Origin of the sequence: Streptomyces sp. WZ-12 (assembly GCF_028898845.1) — a bacterium.
In the GTDB taxonomy this organism is placed as follows: Bacteria; Actinomycetota; Actinomycetes; order Streptomycetales; family Streptomycetaceae; genus Streptomyces.
On the sequence record NZ_CP118574.1, the window covers coordinates 3,796,855 to 3,818,241 of the forward strand.

At 73.8% G+C, this 21,387-nt stretch carries 18 protein-coding genes; 10 read left to right on the forward strand and 8 right to left on the reverse strand.

The window, feature by feature from the left end:
* Positions 1-187: 187 nt before the first annotated feature.
* Together PV796_RS15940 and PV796_RS15945 are read left to right on the forward strand one after the other, a co-directional pair.
* Positions 188-1,609 (forward strand): PspC domain-containing protein, encoded by a 1,422-nt coding sequence (locus PV796_RS15940; RefSeq protein ID WP_274913842.1) that lies wholly within the window; start codon positions 188-190, stop codon positions 1,607-1,609.
* The gene (locus PV796_RS15945) at positions 1,606-1,830 is read left to right on the forward strand and encodes a hypothetical protein (protein WP_274913843.1); all 225 of its coding nucleotides are present in this window, start codon (positions 1,606-1,608) and stop codon (positions 1,828-1,830) included. The genes PV796_RS15940 and PV796_RS15945 overlap by 4 nt, the downstream gene beginning before the upstream one ends.
* 101 nt (positions 1,831-1,931) lie before the next feature.
* On the opposite strand, the gene PV796_RS15950 is transcribed toward PV796_RS15945, so the two are convergent.
* On the reverse strand, positions 1,932-2,465 hold the full coding sequence (locus PV796_RS15950; protein WP_274913845.1) for a TQO small subunit DoxD: 534 nt from the start codon (positions 2,463-2,465) through the stop codon (positions 1,932-1,934).
* Between the two features lie 346 nt (positions 2,466-2,811).
* Positions 2,812-4,089, reverse strand: a complete 1,278-nt coding sequence (locus PV796_RS15955; protein ID WP_274919048.1) for a hypothetical protein — start codon at positions 4,087-4,089, stop codon at positions 2,812-2,814.
* A 279-nt stretch (positions 4,090-4,368) separates the two neighbouring features.
* Here PV796_RS15955 and PV796_RS15960 point away from each other — a divergent pair, with 279 nt between their 5' ends.
* Complete coding sequence (locus PV796_RS15960; protein ID WP_274913846.1) at positions 4,369-5,058, forward strand: hypothetical protein; 690 nt, start codon at positions 4,369-4,371, stop codon at positions 5,056-5,058.
* Between the two features lie 9 nt (positions 5,059-5,067).
* Positions 5,068-5,826 (forward strand): bestrophin-like domain, encoded by a 759-nt coding sequence (locus PV796_RS15965; protein WP_274913847.1) that lies wholly within the window; start codon positions 5,068-5,070, stop codon positions 5,824-5,826.
* 110 nt (positions 5,827-5,936) lie between these two features.
* On the opposite strand, the gene PV796_RS15970 is transcribed toward PV796_RS15965, so the two are convergent.
* The 3 genes from PV796_RS15970 to guaA form a co-directional block, all read right to left on the reverse strand.
* Positions 5,937-6,722 (reverse strand): class II aldolase/adducin family protein, encoded by a 786-nt coding sequence (locus PV796_RS15970; RefSeq protein WP_274913848.1) that lies wholly within the window; start codon positions 6,720-6,722, stop codon positions 5,937-5,939.
* A gap of 116 nt (positions 6,723-6,838) precedes the next feature.
* Positions 6,839-7,726 (reverse strand): 2-hydroxy-3-oxopropionate reductase, encoded by an 888-nt coding sequence (locus tag PV796_RS15975; protein WP_274913849.1) that lies wholly within the window; start codon positions 7,724-7,726, stop codon positions 6,839-6,841.
* Positions 7,727-7,912: 186 nt separating this feature from the next.
* Positions 7,913-9,499, reverse strand: a complete 1,587-nt coding sequence (gene guaA / locus PV796_RS15980) for a glutamine-hydrolyzing GMP synthase (RefSeq protein WP_274913850.1) — start codon at positions 9,497-9,499, stop codon at positions 7,913-7,915.
* Between the two features lie 262 nt (positions 9,500-9,761).
* On the opposite strand from guaA, the gene PV796_RS15985 reads away from it, so the two are divergent.
* Positions 9,762-10,070, forward strand: coding sequence for a chorismate mutase (locus PV796_RS15985; protein WP_274913851.1), 309 nt, complete (start codon positions 9,762-9,764; stop codon positions 10,068-10,070).
* 707 nt (positions 10,071-10,777) lie between these two features.
* On the opposite strand, the gene PV796_RS15990 is transcribed toward PV796_RS15985, so the two are convergent.
* Together PV796_RS15990 and PV796_RS15995 are read right to left on the reverse strand one after the other, a co-directional pair.
* On the reverse strand, positions 10,778-12,622 hold the full coding sequence (locus PV796_RS15990; RefSeq protein WP_446750599.1) for a GMC oxidoreductase: 1,845 nt from the start codon (positions 12,620-12,622) through the stop codon (positions 10,778-10,780).
* A gap of 169 nt (positions 12,623-12,791) precedes the next feature.
* Entirely contained in the window at positions 12,792-14,513 is a 1,722-nt protein-coding gene (locus PV796_RS15995; RefSeq protein ID WP_274913852.1) for a succinic semialdehyde dehydrogenase, read from the reverse strand.
* A 485-nt stretch (positions 14,514-14,998) separates the two neighbouring features.
* Here PV796_RS15995 and PV796_RS16000 point away from each other — a divergent pair, with 485 nt between their 5' ends.
* From PV796_RS16000 to PV796_RS16020, 5 genes are all read left to right on the forward strand, one after another.
* The gene (locus tag PV796_RS16000; RefSeq protein ID WP_274913853.1) at positions 14,999-16,108 is read left to right on the forward strand and encodes a hypothetical protein; all 1,110 of its coding nucleotides are present in this window, start codon (positions 14,999-15,001) and stop codon (positions 16,106-16,108) included.
* Between the two features lie 86 nt (positions 16,109-16,194).
* The gene (locus PV796_RS16005; RefSeq protein WP_274913854.1) at positions 16,195-17,412 is read left to right on the forward strand and encodes a helix-turn-helix domain-containing protein; all 1,218 of its coding nucleotides are present in this window, start codon (positions 16,195-16,197) and stop codon (positions 17,410-17,412) included.
* Positions 17,413-17,585: 173 nt separating this feature from the next.
* Positions 17,586-18,062 (forward strand): hypothetical protein, encoded by a 477-nt coding sequence (locus PV796_RS16010; RefSeq protein WP_274913855.1) that lies wholly within the window; start codon positions 17,586-17,588, stop codon positions 18,060-18,062.
* A gap of 308 nt (positions 18,063-18,370) precedes the next feature.
* Complete coding sequence (locus PV796_RS16015; protein ID WP_274913856.1) at positions 18,371-19,033, forward strand: response regulator; 663 nt, start codon at positions 18,371-18,373, stop codon at positions 19,031-19,033.
* A 125-nt stretch (positions 19,034-19,158) separates the two neighbouring features.
* The gene (locus PV796_RS16020; RefSeq protein ID WP_274913858.1) at positions 19,159-20,367 is read left to right on the forward strand and encodes a sensor histidine kinase; all 1,209 of its coding nucleotides are present in this window, start codon (positions 19,159-19,161) and stop codon (positions 20,365-20,367) included.
* A gap of 129 nt (positions 20,368-20,496) precedes the next feature.
* Here the strand turns inward: PV796_RS16020 and PV796_RS16025 are convergent, their stop codons facing one another.
* A complete protein-coding gene (locus tag PV796_RS16025) occupies positions 20,497-20,871 on the reverse strand; it encodes an STAS domain-containing protein (RefSeq protein ID WP_066985354.1) in 375 nt (124 codons plus the stop codon).
* Between the last annotated feature and the right edge of the window lie 516 nt (positions 20,872-21,387).

The window sequence follows — 21,387 nt, forward strand, 5'->3', positions numbered from 1 at the left end:
CGCACGCGGCGTGCGCGGCCACTTTTCGGCGGCTCGGGGCGCCGTCCAACGCCCCACGGCACGCACCGGAAGGCCCGGTTCACGGGGCCGCCTCGGGGAAAACCCCAGGGTCGCTCCGGGGGATCTCAGGGGTCAGCCAGGGTTTTCACCGATACCGCGCGCCGGCCGCCCTTGTCACCATGTCTCCATGAACGATGCACCCACCGCCGCGGAGCCGACGGCCTCTGACCCCGCCGGCCCCACCCCGCCGCGCCCGCCGCTGCGCCGCAGCCGGCGGCACAAGGTCGTCGCGGGCGTGTGCGGCGGCCTCGGCCGGCAGTGGGACGTCGATCCGGTGATCTTCCGGGTCGTGCTCGCCGTGCTGTCCATCGGCGGACTCGGCCTGATCTTCTACGGCTTCGCCTGGCTGATCGTGCCCCTTGAGGGCCAGGAGGAGAACGAGGGCCGCCGGCTGCTCTCCGGCCGGGTCGAGGGCTCGGCGCTGACGGCGCTGCTGTGCGCGCTGGCCGGCTGCGCGCTGTTCCTGACCACGCTCGGCAAGGGCAGCATGATGTCCTTCGCGATCATGGTGACGCTGGCGGTGGCCGGCGCCGCCTACTGGTCGCGTCAGCGCCGCCGGGCGCAGTCCGAGGGCCTGGGCTCCGTGGACGCCGCCACGGCCCAGGCGGTCGCCGACGCCCCGCCGGAGGCCACCGCGCCCCCGGCCCCCAACACCCCGTCCTGGTGGCGCGATCCGCGCACCGAGGCGCTGATGCGCCGCGGCTATCTGTGGGGCCCGGAGGACGCCCGGCTCGACATCAGCTACGACTTCGCCCACGGGGTGCCGGACGACGCGGACGCCGGCCCCGGGCAGCCCGGCGTGGCCCCGGCCTCCCCGGCCGCCGCGCGCACCGCCGCCCCGCCCCGGCCCGTCCGCGGCCGGGCGATCGGCGGGCGGACGTTCGTGCTGGCCGTGCTGGCGGGCACCGGCACCGGCCTCGCCGTGTCCCGGCACGCCGCGCTGGCCCCGTCCCTCCAGGCGGGCCTGGCCTGCGCGTTGGCCGTCTTCGGGCTGGGCCTCCTCTTGAGCGCCTGGCTGGGGCGCACCGGCGGCGGCACGGTCTTCCTGATGATGCTGACGGCGGCCCTGCTGGCCGGCGCGACGGCGCTGCCCCCCACCGTCACCGCCGACTGGCAGCGCCGCACCTGGACGCCGGCCGCCGCCACCACCGTCCAGCCGCGCTACGCGGTCGGCTCCGGTGAGGCCCGGCTGGATCTCTCCCAACTCCCCCTCAAACCCGGCACGACGGTCCACAGCGCCGCGGAAGTCGGCGCCGGGCGGCTCCAGGTGACGCTGCCGCAGCACACCACCGCGACGCTCCACCTCTCGCTCGGCGTCGGCGACATCCAGATGCCGGGCGATGCGGCCAACGACGTGGAGGTCGTCGCCGGGCACCGCGAGCGGACCGTCACGCTGGCCGCGGAGGGCCTCAAGAAGGGCGAGCGGCCGCACGGCACACTGGAGTTGGACCTCAAGGTCGGCGTCGGCCAGATCGCCGTCGAGCGTGCCGCGCCGGCCCCCTCGGCCACCCCGTCCCCGGTCCAGACCCCCCAGGGAGCCCCCAAGTGAAGCGCCACCCCTTCGAGCCGGGCCGCCTGATCACCGGCCTCGCCGCCCTCACCGTCGGCGTCGGCTACGGCCTAGACTCCGTCGGCCGCTGGCACGCCCCCGGCCCCTGGCTGTTCTTCGCCATCCCGGCCGGCCTGCTGCTCTCCGGCATCACCACCGCCGTCTGGGCCACCGTCCGACGCCACCACCACCGGGACGCCCCGCCCCGGCAGCCGTCATGACGGGTGGCCGGCGGCGGAGCGCCGCGCGTCGATCGGCAGAGGGGCCGGGCCGTGGGCGGCAGGCCCCCGCCCCCGCAGCTGAGACCCCCGGGCGCCGCCGCTCACCCGTAGAGCCGCGCCCCGCGCCGGCCGCGGCGGTGGGTGAGTGCGGCGTCGAGCGAGAAGCGCGGTGCGCCGGCCAGCACCAGCGGGGTCCAGGCGATCAGATAGGCGAGGTCGTTGCCGTAGTAGTAGGGGGCGGCCGGCCAGCTCACGGTGAGCCAGAGGGTCAGCGAGATCAGCGCGCCGCCGAAGGCCGCCAGCCGGCCCAGCAGCCCCAGCAGCGTCCCGATGCCGACCAGCACCTCGCCGCCGGAGAGCGCATAGCCGAAGGCGACCGGGCTGTGCTGCGCCAGCTCCACCAGTTGCGGAAACGCCGCGGAGTCGTGGACCTGCCGCAGTAGTTCACCCAGCGAGCCCTTGCCGCCGGCGCTCAGGAAGGCCCGGTCGGTGAGCTTCTGGGTCCCGGCGTAGAGGAAGGTGGCGCCCAGGAAGAGGCGCAGCGGGAGCAGGGCGTGCCGCGCCAGCCCGCCCCGGAGCCCGCCGGGCCGGGTGCCGACCAGGTCGGCGGGGTGCGTGCGGTGTGCGTGGGCCATGACGTCTGCCTCTCCGTTGCCGCCGGGGGCAGACGATTGTGCCGGGGCCCGCACGGCTTGGCGAGATGCGTACGCGCGGTTGCGCGAGATTCCCCTCCGCTTTCCCTCCGGTGCCGGAGGCGGTGCCGCCCAGATGGGCCCTGCCACGCCGGTCACCGCGGCACCGCCCGCACGAGCACGAGACCTGACGCGCACGAGACCTGACGCGCACGAGGCCGGACGCGCACGAGGCCGGACGCGAGGCCGGGCAACGGGCTTGGGTCACCGCCCAGATGGGCACCCCCACGGCCGCCAAGCGCGCAATCTCCGCTCAATCCCAGGGGATTGGAGAGCCACCACGCTCACCTCAGTCCTGGACCTCGATCCGATAGGCCCGGGTCTCCGCCCCGGCCGCCGTGATCACCCGGACGTCCACGGGGCCCGGCTCCACATCGACCGGTACCGGCACGGTCAGCACCCCGTCCGTCGGGTTGGCGAATCCGCCGGGCACCGGCACCAACGGGACGGGCACGTGCACCCCGCCGATCCGGACGACCGTACGGGCCAGCCGGTCCGGGGTCGCCGCGCCGGGCGGGACGAAGCCGGCGCCGCGGATCTCGATGTCGTCGCCGGTGCGGATCGGGGCGGCGAGGTCGCCGAGTTCCCTGGCGCGCACCACGGAGAGGATCACCGGCCGGCCCCCGGAGACGGCCTTGCCCGCCAGGTACGTCACCGCGGAGAGCGCCGCCAGGACCACCAACACCCAGGGAATACCGGGCAGTTGGGTTGAATCGCCGGCCAGTCGGACCAGGGCGAAGGTCAGCACGGCCGCGTTCACCAGCACGTACTGCGCGTCGGTGAAGCTGCCGCGGCCCCCATCGTCGGCCAACAGGTCGGCGACCCGCGGCCGGTCGGCCGGCACCTTCTGCACCCGCCCGGCGCGGATCCGCCCGGCGGTCATCCCGTAGGCCAGCACGGCCACCGTGGACCCGATGGCCAACATGGCCAACAGCCCGCCCGAGGAGACCAGTCCGAGCCCGGAGAGCAGGTGGTGCCGGGCATCCGGGCCCGGGCCCAGCGCCAGTTGGACGGCGAGCGTCAGGACGGCGTAGAGGACCGCCGTCACCCAGGCCACGGCCACCGCCCGGGAGGTGGACAGCCGGTGGTCCTCGCCGACCAACGGGGCCAGCGCGCCGCCCTGTTCGCGGTGGAGGCGGGTCGCGGCCGTCACCCCGAGCGCCAGGAGGGCGGCCGCGGTCAGCGTGGCCGTGCGGCCGGTCGTCCAGCCGTGTCCGACGGCGGTCAGCGCCTGCCCGAGCAGCAGCGCCAGCACCCCGGCCCAGACGGCCAGCACGGCGCGCAGGCGGGCCGTCGCCGGCCAGGTGGCGCCCTCGGCCGCGCCGCGTTCGGCCAACAGTCGTGCTGACAGGGAGAGTTCGTCGGACACCCACTGCCGGGCGGCGCCCGCGGAGTGCGCCAGTCCGGCCGGCACCCCGCGCCCGGCGGCGAACTCCTCGCGCAGCGCGACGAACGCGGCGAGCGCCTGCCGGTGCCCCTCGCGGGCCCCGTGCGGGCACTGTCCGCACCGGCATCCGCCGCCGTCGCCGGGCCTCGCGCCGCCTCCCGGCTCGCTCCTCCCGGCCACCGTGCTCGCCGATTCCACCGACACGTCCGTACCGCCCCGCCGCCGCTCGTATCAACTTCTCTTCGCTAGACGGGAATTGTGCCGTAAACCACCGGGGCGAAGGGTAATCGTCCAGGTCACGGAAGTCCCGTTCGGCATCGGCAGGTTGACGCTCACCTGTGCGCAGGCGGTGTGGCGGCCCGCCGGTCGCCCGGACGCGCTTTCCCCGATGCCCCCCGTTCGGGCGAATCGCCGTCGACGGACGGCTGTCCGGCCCGGGCGCCGCGCAGACTTCCCGCCGTGCGTGAGATACACGAATCTCCCCGAAACGACGCCGGCGCCTCAGCGCGCCGGCGCTCCCGTGTTCGGCGCGGCGGCGGGTCCGCCGGCCGTCCGCCGTTCGCCACCCTGGTCCGCGCCGCGGCCCTGGCGCTGGCCGCGGCGTCGACGCTCGCGGCGGCGCTGGCCCTGGTCACGTCCCCGCCGGCGGCCGCCCACCCGGGACCGCTCCGACGGCCGGCCGGCGACAACTGCGCCTACGCCGGCACCGCTCCGCCCGTCCACCTGCCCACCGAGTTCCCCATGCCGCCCGGCTGGCACTTCCCCTGCACCGAGCCGACGCACCACCCCCCGTCCCGTCACACGCCCAAACCGGCCCCGCCGCCGCCCCGTCGGAGCGCGGCGCCGCGGCCCCGCCCGTGGCACGCGCCGGCCGACCCACCGGCGCCCCGGCCGTCACCACCGGCGCCGCCACCCGCGCGCCCCACGCCGCCGGCCCCACCACCCCCCTCAACGCCCGCGCGGCTCCTGGCGGTTCCGCGGCCGGCGGCCCGGCACGGCCATGTGCCGCCGGCCCGCCACAAGCCGTCCCGCGGGCGCTCCGTGGTGACCAGGATGCTGCTGCTCACCACCCCGGCCGTACTGGCCGGCGTCGCCCTCCGTCCCCGTTCGCGTTCCTCGTCCCGTTCCGCCGGGCGCAGTTCCTCGTAGGAGGTCTCCATGTCGCAATGGCTGGTGTTGACCCTCGCCATGGCCGCGGTCTGCGGCGTCGTGCTGTCCATCACCGTCCTCAAGGAGCGCCGGATCGGCGAGGACGACGACCCGTCCGAGACGCCGGACGTGATCGAGTACCTGACGATGATGGTGGGCGTGGTCTACGCGATCGTGCTGGGCCTGGCCATCGCCGGTGTCTGGGAGGCCCGGAGCACCGCCGAGGACACCGTGCGGGCCGAGGCGCAGGCGCTCCACGAGGTCAGCGCGCGGGCCCAGGCGTGGCCGGCGCCCGTACGGGACGCCATCCGCGCGGACGCCAACTCCTATGTCAGCTATGTCGTCCACAAGGAGTGGCCGGTGATGGCCGATCGCGGCGAGCTCACCGAGCAGGGCGACGCGCTGCTGGCGAAGGTCCGCTCCGACGTCATCGGCTACCACCCGCGGGACGACTACGAGCGGGAGTCCTACCAGCCCCTCGTCGACCAGGTGGCGGCCGCGGACAGCGCGCGGATGGCCCGTTCGGACGCGGCGGAGCCGACGCTTCCCGGGGTGGTGTGGTTCGGGCTGATCGTCGGGGGCGTGATCTCGATCGGGGTGATGTTCACGCTCCAGATCAGGCGCTCGGCGCGGGAGTTGCTGATGGCCGGCGTGTTCAGCGCGCTGATCGCCTTCCTGCTCTTCCTCGTCTGGGACTTCGACGCGCCGTTCAGCCGCGGGCTGCCGACGGCCGTGGATCCGTTCCTGAAGCTCTTCCCGCAGAAGTAGCGACCGGGGAACGCCGATGCGCACGGGCGGCGCTCACAGGGCCCCTCACGGCCTCGTGAGCGCCGTCCGCCGCGCGCGCGAGCCCGGCGCCGTGCCTCATCGGGCCGGCGCTAGCCGAACATCTCCGGTTCGCGGCGGGCGATCTGCTGGTACAGGGACTGGTAGTTGATCCACGCGACCAGGTCGCTGCCGAGCTGCTCCCGGGTGCGCACCGCGTCCTGGTGGGCGATCGGCACCGGCTTGCCGGCCGCCCCGGCGGTCAACTGCACCTGGCAGCAGCGCTCCATGGTGAGGAGCCACCAGGCCGCCGCGTCGACCGAGTCGCCGACCGTCAACAGCCCGTGGTTCCGCAGGATCACGGCCTTGTGCGGGCCGAGCGCGGCGGCGATCCGGCGGGCCTCCTCCTCGTCCACCACCACGCCCGTATAGGCGTTGTAGACGGCATGGTCCTCGTAGAACGCGCAGGCGTCCTGGGTGATCGGGGCGAGGGGCTCCCCCAGGGCGGAGAGCGCGCGCCCGTAGGGGGAATGGCTGTGGGCGGCGGCGACGACGTCCGGGCGGGCCCGGTGGATCCGCGCGTGGATCGTGAACGCGGCCTGGTTGACGTGGTGGTGGCCCTCGACGACCTTCCCGTCGCCGTTGACCAGGATCAGGTCGCCGACGGTCAGCAACGCGAAGGCGAGGCCGAAGGGGTTGGCCCAGTAGCAGTCGGTCAACTCCGGGTCCCGCACGGTGAAATGGCCCGAGACGCCCTCGTCGAACCCGTGCCGGCCGAGCAGGCGCACCGCCGCCACCAGGCGCTCCTTGCGGTGCCGCCGCTCCTCCTCGACGCTCTGGTGTGTCGGCGGCATCGCGAAGTGGAGCTGCTCGGGGGGTATCGGGGTCGGCTCCGACATCGTGGTTCTCCTTCCGGGCGCGTGCGGCTCGCGGCGCTCGGGCGGAAGCTACCTCCCGCCTCCGCGAGAGACCAGGCCCGTGCCGCCACCAACCGCGCCGCGCCCCGAGGGCGGCCCTACCGCTCCTGGCCGCAACCGCCGAGCAGTTCCACGCCGCGGAGCAGCGCGGAGTGGTCGAGCGCGCCGTCGCCCCTGGCCACCGCGGAGGCGATGAGCTGGGCGGTGGCGGCGCCGACCGGGAGCGGGGCGCCGACGGTGCGGGCGGCGTCGGTGACGATGCCCATGTCCTTGTGGTGGAGTTCCAACTTGAAGCCGGGGGCGTAGGAGCGCTTGAGGAGGTTGTCCTTCTTGCGGGTCAGGACGGTGGAGCCGGCCAGGCCGCCGTTGAGGACGTCGAGGGCGGCCGCGAGGTCGACGCCGGACTTCTCCAGGAAGACCACGGCCTCGGCGCAGGCTTGGAGGTTGACGGCGACGATGAGTTGGTTGGCGGCCTTGACGGTCTGGCCGGCCCCGTGCGGGCCGCAGTGCACGAGGGTCGTACCGAGGGCCGCGAGGACGGGCTCGGCGGCGTCGAAGTCGGCCCGCTCCCCGCCCACCATGATCGACAGGACGGCCTCGATGGCGCCGGCCTCGCCGCCGGAGACCGGGGCGTCCAGGACCCGGATGCCCTTCTCGGCGGCGTTCTTGGCCAGGTCGACGGAGGTCTGCGGGGTGATCGAGGACATGTCGATCAGCAGCGCCCCGGACTTGGCGTGGGCCAGGATGCCGTCCGGCCCGTAGGCGACCGCCTCGACCTGCGGGGAGGCCGGGACCATGGTAATGACGACGTCCGCGTCGGCGACCGCCTCGGCGATCGACGCGGCCTCCCGGCCGCCCGCGGCGACCAGCGCGCCCGCCTTGCCGGGGCTGCGGTTCCAACCGCGCACGGTGTGCCCGGCCTTGGCGAGGTTCACCGCCATGGGACTGCCCATGATGCCGAGGCCGAGGAAACCGATGGTGCTCATAGCGCGCGCCCCACTTACTTCCGCATACCGAAGAATCATTACCGTCTAGCGGAAAACATCTTCCGCCCTCGGTCGTCGGTCGTCAACCACCGACCGCCCGCGGCGGGCCGGCCCCGCACACGACGAACGCCGCCGCCCGCACACGGCGGGCGACGGCGTTCCTCATCGGGCGTCAGTGGGAGCCGCTCACTCCCACTCGATGGTGCCCGGCGGCTTGCTGGTGACGTCGAGGACGACGCGGTTGACGTCCGCGACCTCGTTGGTGATCCGCGTGGAGATCCGGGCCAGGGCCTCGTACGGCATGCGCGTCCAGTCCGCGGTCATGGCGTCCTCGGACGAGACCGGGCGGAGCACGATCGGGTGGCCGTAGGTGCGGCCGTCACCCTGGACGCCGACCGAGCGCACGTCGGCGAGCAGGACCACCGGGCACTGCCAGATCTCGCGGTCCAGGCCGGCCGCGGTCAGCTCCTCGCGGGCGATCGCGTCGGCCTCGCGCAGCAGCTCCAGCCGCTCCTGGGTGACCTCGCCGACGATGCGGATGCCCAGGCCGGGGCCGGGGAACGGCTGGCGCTGCACGATGGCGTCCGGCAGGCCCAGCTCGGTGCCGACCATCCGGACCTCGTCCTTGAACAGCTGGCGCAGCGGCTCGACGAGCTCGAACTCGATGTCCTCCGGCAGGCCGCCGACGTTGTGGTGCGACTTGATGTTCGCGGTGCCGGTGCCGCCGCCGGACTCGACGATGTCCGGGTAGAGCGTGCCCTGGACCAGGAAGGCCACTTCCTCGCCGTCGGCGCCGGCCTCGGCGACCAGCTCGGCCTGGGCCTGCTCGAAGACCCGGATGAACTCCCGGCCGATGATCTTCCGCTTCTGCTCGGGCTCGGAGACGCCCTTGAGCGCGTTCAGGAACCGCTCGCTGGCGTCAACGACCTTGAGCTGGACGCCGGTGGCGGCCACGAAGTCCTTCTCGACCTGCTCGGTCTCGCCCTTGCGCATCAGGCCGTGGTCGACGTAGACACAGGTCAACTGCGAGCCGATGGCCTTCTGGACGAGGGCCGCGGCCACCGCGGAGTCCACGCCGCCGGACAGCCCGCAGATCGCGCGCTTGCTGCCCACCTGCGCGCGGATCGCGGCGACCTGCTCCTCGACCACGGAGGTGGTCGTCCAGCTCGGCTCGATGCCCGCACCGCGGTAGAGGAAGTGCTCCAGGACCTGCTGGCCGTGCGTGGAGTGCATCACCTCGGGGTGGTACTGCACGCCGTAGAGCTTCTTCTCGTCGTTCTCGAAGGCGGCGACCGGGACCAGGTCGGTGGACGCGGTGACCGTGAAGCCCTCGGGGGCCGCGGAGCAGGCGTCGCCGTGCGACATCCACACCGACTGCTCGGCCGGGGTGCCCTCGAAGAGGGTGGAACCGGGCTTGCTGACGCTCAGGGCGGTGCCGCCGTACTCGCGGGCGCCGGTGTTGTCGACCGTGCCGCCGAGCGTGGTGGCCATGAGCTGGAAGCCGTAGCACATGCCGAAGACCGGGACCCCGGCCTCGAACAGCGAACGGTCGATGCTGGGGGCACTCTCGGCGTAAACCGACGACGGACCGCCGGAGAGGATGATCGCGCTGGGGTTCTTGGAGAGCATCTCGGCCACCGGCATGGTGGACGGCACGATCTCGCTGTAGACCCGGGCCTCACGGACCCGACGGGCGATGAGCTGGGCGTACTGTGCGCCGAAGTCGACAACGAGGACGACGTCCGGTGCGGCGGCAGGGGGCGCTGATGGCACTTCGGCGGCCTTCCGGCGGTGTGGAGCAGGGGTTGGACTTTCGATTCTAACGGGCTCATACTGGGCGCCATGTCCAGGCAGCTCACCTTCGTCTTTACCTATGGCACCGGCCCGTCCGGCTGCCAAGGTCGTGCTGCTTGATCAACTGACAGCGACTTCCCCAGGCGCCCCGGGCCGACCACGGTCCGGGGCGCCTGTTGTCTGTCCGGGACCGGTGCCGGATCCCGCGGCTCCCGGGGCCAGGACCCCAGGAGGAACGGACATGAGCACGAGCAGCGACACCGCGCGGCCGACGGCCACCCCGGACACCGGCGCGCACACCTCGGAGGCGGCCGGTGTGATCCAGGACGCCCGGCGCCGGATCGACGACCTCGACGGCCGGATCATCGGGCTCGTCCAGGAACGGATGGCGGTCTCCGCGGTCATCCAGCGCGAGCGGATCGCCTCCGGCGGGCGGCGGGTGAACCTCTCCCGCGAGATGGAGGTGCTGGCGCACTACCGCGACCAGCTCGGCCGGCCGGGCACGGCGCTGGCGATGACCTTGCTGGAGCTGTGCCGGGGCCGGGTCTGACGGCCGGGCCCAACGACGGTCCGGCGGCGGTCCGATGGGCGCCCTCCGCACCGGTCGCGCGGCCGTGCGGAGGGGATGCGTGTGGGGGCCCGGCTGGAACTGAGTTCGGTTGCCGACTCACCCGTACGGCGCGTGACCGGGCCCGGAGAGGCTTCGTTGTTCCCGGTGCCACGCCAGCCAGACGTGGCCTGCAGGACTACGCGTAGACGCCGCCCCACGGGCGGAAAGCCGGAGTGATGAGACGTCGGCCGCTGGCAGCGGCCCGCGTCGTGGGACCTCGCTCCGGTCCGTGACCGGTCAGCAGGGGACAGCAGCCCGGTCACACCGATGGGGTGGTCGGTCCTGGGGACGCCCGGGACCGACCGCATCCCGTCGAAACGGTTGCGCCAGGTGAGGCGCATCCTGGACGATGCTTGACGAACCACTGACCGCTTCCGGTACGGACCTTTGCCGCGCACGCCATTGGTCCACACCACATGCCGAGCGGCCCCGCGCACCACTTCCGCACCACGTCTCGCACCGCATGCGCACCACTCCGCAACACCGCACCACCGCACCCCTCTTGATGAGCCAGCGGCGCTCCCCCCAGCGCCGCCTGTCGGTGCCGGCGCCGCCCTGACGTCGGCACCGAACGCCAAGGGCCCCGTGGCCTCCGCATCCCCCCTCGCGGAGGAGTTCGCGGGGCCCTTCGCCGTGCCGGGCGGGCGCTACGGCTTCTTCGGCGGGACCGAAGGGACCGGTAGGAACGGCAAGTTGAGCGCGCCGAAGGCCGCGCGGGGCACGGCCGGGCGGACCGGCTCGACCGGCGCCACCCGCTCGTACGGCCGCCCCGGGGCCGGGCGCGGATCCGCCTCGCCCTTGTTGGGCCACAGAGACATGGCGCGTTCGGCCTGGGCGGTGATGGTCAGGGACGGGTTGACGCCGAGGTTGGCGGAGACCGCGGCGCCGTCGACGACGGAGATGCCCGGGTGGCCGTAGAGGCGGTGGTAGGGGTCGATGACACCGTGGTCGGCGTCCGCACCGATCGGGCAGCCGCCGAGGAAGTGTGCGGTGAGCGGGGTGCCCATCAACTCGCCGACGTTGCTGCCCGGGAAGCCGTTGATCTCGCGGGCGAGCAGGGCGGCGGCCTCGGTGGCCTCGGGGATCTGGTTGGGGTTGGGGGCGCCGTGGCCCTGCCGGGCGGTGAGCAGGCCCTTCCCCAGGCCGCCCGGTTTCCGGTACGTGGTGAGGGAGTTGTCCAGGGACTGCATCACCAGGCCGATGATGCTGCGCTCGGACCAGCGGCGGTTGGAGAGCGAGCGGACCGCCAGCACCGGGTGGCGGACCATGTTGCCGACCCACCCCCGGACCCGCCCGGTCGGCCGGTACGGCACCTGGAGGAGCGTCAAACTCCCCATGGAATTGGAGCCCTTGCCGTAGCGGACCGGCTCGATGTGGGTGTTCTCGTTGGGGTGGATGGACGAGGTGATCGCGACGCCCTTGGTGAAGTCGGCGCGGTTGGCGCCGTGTTGCTTCCGGTAGCGGCGGTCGGTGGTCTGGGCGCCCACCAGGGCCTCGGAGTTGGTGCGGGTCAGCGTGCCGAGGCGGTCGGAGAGGTACGGCAGCAGCCGGCTGTCCTTCATGCGGTGCAGCAGCGTCTGGGTGCCGTAGGTGCCGGCGGCGAGGACCACCCGGCGGGCGGTGAACGTCCTGCCCGCGCCCTTCTTCTTGTTGTCGGTGGGCAGCGTCTTGACCGCGAAGCCGCCGCGGGAGTCCTCGGTGACGGCGACGACCGAGGTCATCGGGTGGATCACCGCGCCGGCCTGTTCGGCGAGGTGGAGGTAGTTCTCGTTGAGGGTGTTCTTGGCGCCGTGCCGGCAGCCGGTCATGCACTCACCGCACTCGGTGCACGCCCGGCGGGACGGGCCCGCGCCGCCGAAGTACGGGTCGGGGACCTCCGCGCCCGGCTTCGCCCGGGGCGTGCCGTCGGCGTCCTCGCCGTCGCCGAAGAAGACCCCGACCGGCGCCATGTGGAAGGAGTCGCCGACGCCCAGCTCCCGGGCGGTCGCCCTCAGATGGACGTCGGAGGGGGTCATGGTCGGGTTGAGCCGCACCCCGAGCATCCGCCGGGCCTGGTCGTAGTACGGGTCCAACTCCCCCTGCCAGTCGGTGATGTCGCGCCACTGGGGGTCGTCGAAGAACGCCTTCGGGGGGACGTAGAGGGTGTTGGCGTAGTTCAGCGAGCCGCCGCCGACCCCGGCACCGGCCAGCACCATCACGTTGCCCAGGAGGTGGATGCGCTGGATGCCGTAGAGGCCGAGGGCGGGGGCCCACAGGTAGTTCTTCAGGTCCCAGGAGCTCTTCGGCAGGGTCTCGCGGGTGAAGCGGCGGCCGGCTTCGAGGACGGCGACGCGGTAGCCCTTCTCGGTCAGGCGGAGGGCGGAGACGGAGCCGCCGAAGCCGGAGCCCACGACGATGACGTCGTAGTCGTAGTCGTAGGAGTCGGGGGTGGGCCCGGTGGCGGCGAACTCGCCGTTCGGGGAGGGGTGGGGGGAAGCGTTGTCCTGTGGCACCGGTACCTCCGTGTCCGTCTTCGGGGCTCCGCCCCGGACCCCGCTCCTCAAACGCCGGAGGGGCTGAATGTGTGGGCTCCGTCGCCGGCCCTGCTTCTCACGCGCAGCAGGGTCGGAATCTGCCGTCGGCGGGGCTGGTTGGACCCGCCGACGGCACGCACCGTTCGGTTCAGCGGAGGCGGAGGGCCTTCATTGCGCGCAGGCTGCGGGTCATGAAGGCGGCGTAACTCTCGTCGTTCATCCCGAAGGACGGGGCCATGGGCATCAGGCGTTGCTGGGCGACGGTCTGGGCCTCGGTGTACTTGAGGATGCCCTCGGACCCGTGTCGGCGGCCCAGGCCCGAGTCGCCCATGCCGCCCATCGGGGACTGCACGCTGCCGTAGCCGGCCGCGTAGGACTCGTTGACGTTGACGGTGCCGGTGCGCAGCCGTGCCGCGAGCGCCCGGCCGCGTCGACCGTCCTTGGTCCAGATGCTGGAATTGAGGCCGTAGGGCGTGGCGTTGGCGCGGGCCACCGCCTCGTCCTCGTCGCGGAAGCGGTAGATCGACACGACCGGGCCGAAGGTCTCCTCGCCGCAGACGGCCATCGGCGTCTCGACGCCGTCCAGGATGGTCGGCTCGTAGAAGAGCGGGCCGATGTCGGGGCGGGGGCGGCCGCCGGCGAGCACCCGGGCGCCCTTGGCCACCGCCTCCTCGACGTGCCGGGTGACGGTCTCCAACTGGCGCGGGCCGACCAGCGAGCCCATGTCGGCGCCGTAGGCGAGGGCGTTGCCCAGCCGCATCGCCTTGGTGCGGGCCACGAACCGCTCGACGAACGCATCGGCGATCGACTCGTGGACGTAGAGCCGCTCGATGGAGATGCACAACTGGCCCGCGGAGGAGAAGCAGCCGCGGACGGCGCCGGCGGCGGCCTTGTCCACGTCGGCGTCGCGCAGCACCAACATGGCGTTCTTGCCGCCGAGTTCGAGGGAGACGCCGACGAGCCGGGCGGCGGCGCCCTGGGCGACCTCGCGGCCGGTGCGGGTGGAGCCGGTGAACGAGACGTAGTCGGCGTGCCGGACGACCTCCGGGCCGATCACCGGGCCCTCGCCGAGCACCACCTGCCAGACGTCCTCCGGGAGGCCCGCCTCGATCAGTTGCTCACGGGCCCACAGGGCGGTCAGCGCGGTCTCGGTGTCGGGCTTCATCACCACGGCGTTACCGGCGACGAAGGCCGGCAGGGCGTCGCCGACGGTGAGCTCGAAGGGGTAGTTCCAGGGGGCTATCTGCCCCACCACGCCGCGCGGCTGGCGGAGTTCGGTGACCTTGGTCAGGGTCGGGACGACGCCGGTGTGGCCCTTGGGGCGGAGGTAGGCGGGGGCCTTGCGGCCGTAGTGGCGGGCGGCGACGGCGACCGCCTGCACCTCCTCGTGGGCGTGCAGCCGCGCCTTGCCGGTCTCCAACTGGATCAGGTCCAGCACCTCGGCCTGCCGGCGCAGGACCAGGTCGTGGAAGCGGAGCAGGACCGCGGCGCGCTGCCGGACCGGGACCCTCGCCCAGCGCTCCTGGGCGGCGCGGGCCCGCTCGAAGGCGGTGGCCACGTCCTCGGGGGTGGACTCGGGCAGGTCCGCCAACTTCTCGCCGGTGAACGGGGCGTGGTTGGCGGTCGCGCCACTGCCGACCACGGCGCGGGTGAGGCGGGCGGCCACCTCCGGGGGGACGACGTCCGCGGCGGTACGGGTGCCGGGCGCGGCGGTGGCGACCGGGTTGCCGTCCGCATGGGGCGCGGCGGGCGCCACCGGATCGGCCTCCGCGCTGGGCGCGGTGGGGGCCTCGGAGATCGTCGTGGACGTCGGGGCGTCCTGGGGTGCCGCGTCGGAGGTGGCCGTTCCGGTGTCCTGCGAGTCCGTCATGCGGGCGAGCGTATTCGTCCGGGACCGCTTTGTGTACCCGGCGGTAACAGGTTTTCCCGCACTGCCCACCATCGCGCCAGTATTTGCTGGCCGCAAGGGGGGTGGGCTGGGGAGACGGGGCGGGGCGCGCGGATCTCGGCCGCCGGTGGGCGGGCGCGCCCCTGATGGATCCGGCGCGGCCGTCCAAGGCGAACTCCCGGCGTCCGGCGCGGAATCCGTCGCGGGACGGCCGGAGCCGGCCGGTGCCCACCGAGACGTCAACGCCAGGTCCACGCCCGCGTCAACACCCCGCCCTCTGGAGGGCGTTAGCCCTATCGACACGCCATCGCACCGCCTCCCCCGTCAACCCACCACCCACGTTGATCAACTCGCGACACACGGAGCGGAACCTCCCCCGCCCCTCCGGCCGTCCTTGACACAGTGAGGCGGCGGCTTCGGCGGCGACGCCGGTACGACAACGGGCGGCACGGGAACGGGGATCGGGCATGGTCATGCGGGACGGCGACGCGCTGGACGTCCGTCCGGGCGGGGATCCGACCCGCGCCGCGCCCCGGCACCACGCCGCGTACCGCACCACCGCGTTCTTCCTCACCCTCTACGCCGTCGCGCTCGCCGCCTGGACGGTGTACGGCATCGTCCAAGGGGACGGTTCGGTCTGGGACTTCGTCGAGGGGCTGTTCAATCCTGGCGCCGCCCCCGCGTCCCAGTTGGTCGGCCCCTACGAGTGGGCCTTCGCCGCGGCCTTCCTCGCGACCGCCGGCCTGGTCGTCGCGCACCGCCGACCGGCCCGCAGCGCCGCCCTGTTCTGCGGGTTCTTCCTGCTGGCCGTCTCGCTGCGGGAGGCAATCGGCCTCTGCGACGCCGCCTACCGGGATCAGTACGCCACCGATCCGCTCGGCGGCTGGGCGCTGGCCACCCGGGCGCTGGGGCTGGTGGTCGCGGTGGTCGTCCTGACGAAGATGTTCCCGGCGAAGGAGACGGCGGGGGTTGCGAAGACGCGGTCCGTGGCGGGGCGTTGGCGCCGCCCCCGGGCCGACGGGGCCGCCCCGGTTACCTCGACCCTCCTGGCCACGCCGGATGCCCCGCCCCTCTGCCCCGGCCCTCGGGACCGTCGCCTCGCGCGCATCTGCGGCGTCCTCTTCCTGACCATGGGGGTGGCCCGGCTCTCCTGGACCGCGTACGACCTGACGTCCGCCGGGGTGGAGGCCGCCCGCCGGTACCTCCGCGGCGCGGTGGACGGCTCGGTCCTGGGCACCCTCAATCTGGCCACCTCCAGCGAATTCACCACCCTCGGCTCGGTGCTGGGCTTCCTCGTGCTGGGCGTGCTGGCCTGCCGCGCCCGCCACGACGTCCGCGGCGCGCTGTTCGTCTTCGCCGCGGTCGAGCTCTACCTCACCGTCCGTACGGTGGTCTGGCTGACCGTCACCGACTTCTTCAACCGGTCCTTCGCCACCCCCGACGGCGCGCTCTACATGGCCACCACGGCGTTCGGCCTGGCCGCGATGACGTCGGTGCTGGTGCTGGCGATGGGGCGCGGCCTGGAACGGGGAGAGGGCGTCATCGACGGGGTGGGGCCGGTGGCCGGGGAGGGGTAGTCCGGTGGGCGGCTCCGGACGGTGGCGCAACGCCCCCGCGCCCACAGGCGTAGCGTGGTCGCTACGTCCGTCTCGCGGGAGTAGCCATGGAGTTGTTCCACGAGGAGCCCGGCATCGGGGACCGCATCGCCCGACTGCGCGCCCGGCGCGGGCTGACGCAGGAAGGGCTCGCCGAACGGTCCGGGATGTCCGTCGATGTCGTGCGCAAGTTGGAGCAGGGCGTGCGCCGGACGGCCCGGCTGAGCACGCTCAACTCCCTTGCCCGAGCGCTGGACGTGGAGCCGTCCGCACTCGTCGGCAAGCCCGCGACCTTCGAGGTCCGCGGGGACGGCGAGCAGCCGTCCGTCCTGGCGCTGCGCCAGGCCGTCGCTCCGGTGTCCGAGCTCCTCGGGGAGGACCCCGACCCCGAGGACCCGCCGGACATCGCGGCGCTGCAGACGGCACTGCGCTCGACGGAGTGCATCCGCCGAGAGGGCCGGATGGCCGAAATCGGCGCCCTGCTGCCGCAGTTGATCAATGATGCCAAGGCGACGGCGCACGCCTCCACCGGGCACCGGGCCGCCGCGGCCCACTCCGTACTGGCCGAGGCGTACCAGGTCGCGGCGACGACGCTGGCGGCGTTGGGCAAGGAGGACGCCGCGTTCACCGCGCTCGAACGCGCCAGGACGGCGGCGGCCAAGGGGGACGATCCCCATCTGGAGACCGTCGGCCTCTCCAGCCTCGCCTGGGTCCTGACCAAGCAGGGGCGGTTGGCGGACGCCGAACGCGTCGCGCTCAGGGCGGCCGAGCGGATCGAGCCTGGTTTCCGCTCCGCACCGATCGAACTGGCGCTGTGGGGCGTCCTGCTGCTCCGCGCGGCGACGGCGGCGGTGCGCTCGGAACACCAGGACACCGTCCACGACCTGCTCAACCTGGCGGGCGCGGCGGCGGCCCGGCTCGGCACGGACCGGCTCGACTACGCGACGCCGTTCGGCCCCACCAACGTAGGGGTGGCGAAGGTCAACTTCCTTGTGGAGATGGAGGACAGCGCGGAGGCCCTGCGCACCGCGCGCACCGTGCCGGAACTGCAGGCGCTGCCGCCCACGTGGCGGGCGCGGTTCCACGTCGACCGCGCCCTGGCCCACGCCGACCTGGACCAGGACGACGGGGCGGTGACGGCCCTGCTCACCGCCGAGCGCATCGCCCCGGAGTGGATGCGGTACCACTCCACCAGCCTGCGTCTGGTGTCCGAACTTCGCGGTCGCGAAAGGCGCCGGGCCTCTCCGTTGACGGCGCTCGCCGATCGGCTGGACCTCGACGCGTAGCGCACCGCCCTCCCCAGAGGGCGGGTAGGGCACTGCGTCCTACCCGGCACGCAAAGTGGCACAGGGCGTCACTGTCCGGGCGTACCGCGCCCGCCTAGCGTGGCGGGCGCGTCGAAGACGACGGCCCCGGGCCGCGCCGGCCCGATCCGCTCACCCCAAGAAAGCAGGCTGACGTGCCGCACCGTTCCGACCGGAATGCCCGAACTGCCGAAACCGTCCGCCCGACCCCTACCGTTGGCCGGCTGCTCCCCTGGGTCGGCGCCGACGACCAGCCCTGCTACCTCCTCACCGACCTCGCGGGCGACGGCCCCGTCTCCCGGCACGCGGACCGGATCGAGGCGCTCCAACTGGCCATGAGCCTCGGGCTGCTGGACCATGCCGAGCCCCTCATCGACGACCCGTCGGCCGACGCCGGACAGCTCCGCTTCCTGGCCGCGCAGCTGCTCGCCGCCCTACGGGACGCCGTACGGATCGCGGAGAGCCGGGGCGAACGACTGGCCCAGCACCGGCAGTCGACGGATACCGAGGACGCGGAGGAGGGCGCGGGAGGCGCCGAGGGCCCGGAGGGGGCACAGGGGGCGGCCGGGGTCCGTGACGTCGACGGCGACGGTAGCGGGGGCGGCGGCGACGGGGCCTCGTGGACCCCGTGACCGGGGTGGGGAAGGTCCCCTCCGGGCCCGCCCCCGCACGCCGGGACGTCCGTCGCGTGTGGGGGCCGCGGCGGCCGTCGATGTGAGCTGCAACGCGTCCTGGGCTTGTGGCCTCTTCAGTGGTGCAGCATGAGAACCACTCTGCCCGCGGGGTCCGCCCCGCGCCATCGTCCGCAGGTCGGGCGAGGACCCCCGCCGGTCGGCGGGGGTGCGGGGCCCTCCTAAGGGGGACCCGGAGGCGGGGACGGAGTCGCGCAGCGCCGGGCGGTTCCGGAGCTCGAACGATGCGTGGGAGAAAGGGGCGGCCGGTGATCCGTGTCGCTGTGGTGGACGACGAACGGCTCGTCAGGTCCGGACTGCGGATGATCCTGGGGACCGCCCCGGACATCGAGATGGTCGCGGACTGCGGCGGCGCGGAGGCCGTGGAGACCGTGCTGAGCTGCGCGGCCGAGGTCGTCCTGCTCGACATCCGGATGCCGGACGTGGACGGCCTGACCGTGCTGCGCGGGCTGCGGGCCGCCCCGGAGCCGCCGGCCGTGGCGATGCTCACCACCTTCGACGCCCAGGAGTACCTGACGGCCGCGCTGCGGGAGGGCGCGGCGGGCTTCCTGCTCAAGGACTCCGACCCCGAGCAACTGGTGCGGGCGGTGCGGACGCTGGCGGCCGGCGGCAGCGTGCTGGACCCCGGGGTGACCCGAGCGGTGATCGGCGGCTACCTGACCGCCGAGGACCAGGCGGCCGCGGCCCGGGCGGTGAGCGGGCTGACGCCGCGCGAGTCGCAGGTGCTGGCGCTGCTGGGCGAGGGCCTGGGCAATGCGCAGATCGCGGAGCGGATGGGACTGGCGCCCAGCACGGTCAAGGACCATGTGCGAGCATTGTTGGCCAAATTGGGCGGAATCAACCGCGTCCAGGCGGCGATCGTCGCCGACCGGGCGGGCCTGGTGGCCGGCGTCCCCCGGGGGACGTGGTGATATCCGGCCGGAAGCCCGGGGGAAGACGGGACGCCGGGAAGGAGTCGGCAACGGGAGCAGGCCCGGCGCCCGTTGGGGGCCCGGGCGTCGGCCGCCGTCCCGTCCGCCGGCTCGCCCATGGCCCGTTGGGACGGCGGCTGCGCCGGATCGGTCCCGTACTGGTGCCGGTGTTGCTGGCGATCGCCGACGCGCTGCTCGTCAACGGCCTGGAGCTGGCCCTGGAGCTGGCCGTCTCGGTGCTCGCGGCGACCGCCCTGCTGCTGCGCCGCCGCTGGCCGCTGCCGGTGTTCCTGGTGACCCTTCCGGGGCTCTACATCGGCTACATCTGGTTCGCGCCGATGGTCGCCCTCTACACCCTGGCCGCGCTGCGGCCCGGCCGGGCCCGGCTCGGCGTCTGCGCACTGCTGCTGGTCGCCGCGCACTTCCTGCCGTACCCGATCTCGGACTTCGAACCGACCGCGTACCGGGAGAACGCCCTGGTCCTGATCGACGCCTGCGTGACCTCCGCGGCCCCGATCGCGCTCGGCCTACTGGTCCGGACCCGCCGCGAACTCGCCTCCCGGGTGGACGACTTGACCCGCAGCCTGCGCCGCGAGGACCGGCTGCTGGCGGAGCGGGTGAAGGCCACCGAACGGGCCCGGCTGGCCCGCGAGATGCACGACGTGGTGGCCCACCAGGTCAGCCTGATCAGCCTCCAGGCCGGCGCAGTGCAGGTCAGCACGGCGGACGAGGCGGCGCGCAGCGGGGCCCGGACCATACGGGAGCTGTCCGTGCGCACGTTGGAGGAGCTGCGGCACATGGTCGGCGTGCTGCGGGCGGCCGGCGGCGACGCCCGGGAGACCGCCGAACTGGCGCCGCAGCCGGACCTCGACGAGCTGCCGCGGCTGATCGAGATGAGCGCGCTGGACGTGACGTACGAGGGGCTGGGCGCGGCGGACGGGGACCCGGAGGGGGCGGCTCCGGACGGGGCGGACGCGGGCCGTCCGCGCGGCGCCCGGACGGTCGAGCGGGCCGCCTTCCGCACCGTCCAGGAGGCGCTCACCAACGTCCGCAAGCACGCCCCGGGGGCGCGGGTGCGGGTCCGGGTCGACGCGGTGGAGCTGACGGCACCGGGAGACGTGAGCGCGGCGGCGCGGGGACAGGAGGGGTTGCGGGTGGAGATCCGCAACGGGCCGGCGGACGCGGCGGTGCCGGTCCCCGCGCTCCCGGGCGGCGGGCACGGACTGGTGGGGCTCCGCGAACGCGCGCAGAGCCTCGGCGGAACGCTGGAGGCGCACCCCACGACCGAGGGCGGCTTCGTCGTACGGGCGGAATTCCCGTACGGGGCGGGGTGATCGGGCGGGGCGGTCGACAACCGAGGGCAGGGGCTGGCCCGTTAGGGCCGCGGCGGGCGGGCATCGGGAGACGGGCAGGCGTCGACGGCGGCCCTCACGCGGGCCGCCCGCACGCCGACACCGGGCCGCTCAGGCCGAGAGCGGCGCCGCCGCTTCGTCGACCGCGGTGGGCAGGTCCGGGTAGACCTCGAAGAGCCGGCGGACGCCGAGGGCGGCCAGGACACGGTTGACGTGGGAGCCGTCGACGGCACCCTGGGCGGGCAGGATCAGCCTCAGGCGCCCCTGGCAGGAGCGCATCAGGCGGCGGGCGGCGATCAGCACGCCCACGCCGCTGGAGTCACAGAACCGGACCTCGGAGAGATCGAGGACCAGGGAGCGCCGGCCCTCGGCCACCGCGTCGTGCACGTGCTGCCGCACCGCCGGCGACGTGACCAGGTCCATCTCGCCGGAAACCTGGAGCACCGCCCATGGGCCCTTTTCGTCCTCTGCCACCTTCAACGACACGCGCTCGAAGCCTTTCGCTCGCTTTCGGACCGGATGCGCCCCGGCTGCCATGCGGAACCCACCCTTCCCGGCTCGACTGCCCGACCTCTCCCCCCTGAAACGCTTGCGATTCCGCGGCGCGGCAGGCCGTCCCCTCCTAAGGCTATGCCCAAGGGAAGGCGGGTTTTCGCCCGCAACCGGTCACACCCGCGTAACACATGGGTGGATACGGCCACGAACGGTCCGCATCGTTCCACTTCGATCGCGAAGTGGGGACGGATCTGCCACACCGTCATCACCCCCTTACCACCCGCAACGCCTGCGCGGGCCGCTTTGCCGCAAAGGCGTCTGCGCTGTCAGACCCGGCCACTACATTCGAGGGCACGGCGATCGTCGTGGCGAACGTCACGGCGTGGGCGCGACGGCCGTAAAGCGCCCGATGCGGCGGGCCGCCGGATCGAGTGACGGACGATAGTTCGTGAGCGGAGGGGCGAGTACGGGTACGACAGTGGGCGGGAGTGACGGCGCGGGGTCCGG

Coding starts and splice junctions, on each gene's coding strand:
- PV796_RS15940 (WP_274913842.1), top strand. CDS start 188: ATGAACGATGCACCCACCGCCGCGGAGCCGACGGCCTCTGACCCCGCC.
- PV796_RS15950 (WP_274913845.1), bottom strand. CDS start 2,465: ATGGCCCACGCACACCGCACGCACCCCGCCGACCTGGTCGGCACCCGG.
- PV796_RS15965 (WP_274913847.1), top strand. CDS start 5,068: ATGTCGCAATGGCTGGTGTTGACCCTCGCCATGGCCGCGGTCTGCGGC.
- PV796_RS15970 (WP_274913848.1), bottom strand. CDS start 6,722: ATGTCGGAGCCGACCCCGATACCCCCCGAGCAGCTCCACTTCGCGATG.
- PV796_RS15975 (WP_274913849.1), bottom strand. CDS start 7,726: ATGAGCACCATCGGTTTCCTCGGCCTCGGCATCATGGGCAGTCCCATG.
- PV796_RS15985 (WP_274913851.1), top strand. CDS start 9,762: ATGAGCACGAGCAGCGACACCGCGCGGCCGACGGCCACCCCGGACACC.
- PV796_RS15995 (WP_274913852.1), bottom strand. CDS start 14,513: ATGACGGACTCGCAGGACACCGGAACGGCCACCTCCGACGCGGCACCC.
- PV796_RS16000 (WP_274913853.1), top strand. CDS start 14,999: ATGGTCATGCGGGACGGCGACGCGCTGGACGTCCGTCCGGGCGGGGAT.
- PV796_RS16005 (WP_274913854.1), top strand. CDS start 16,195: ATGGAGTTGTTCCACGAGGAGCCCGGCATCGGGGACCGCATCGCCCGA.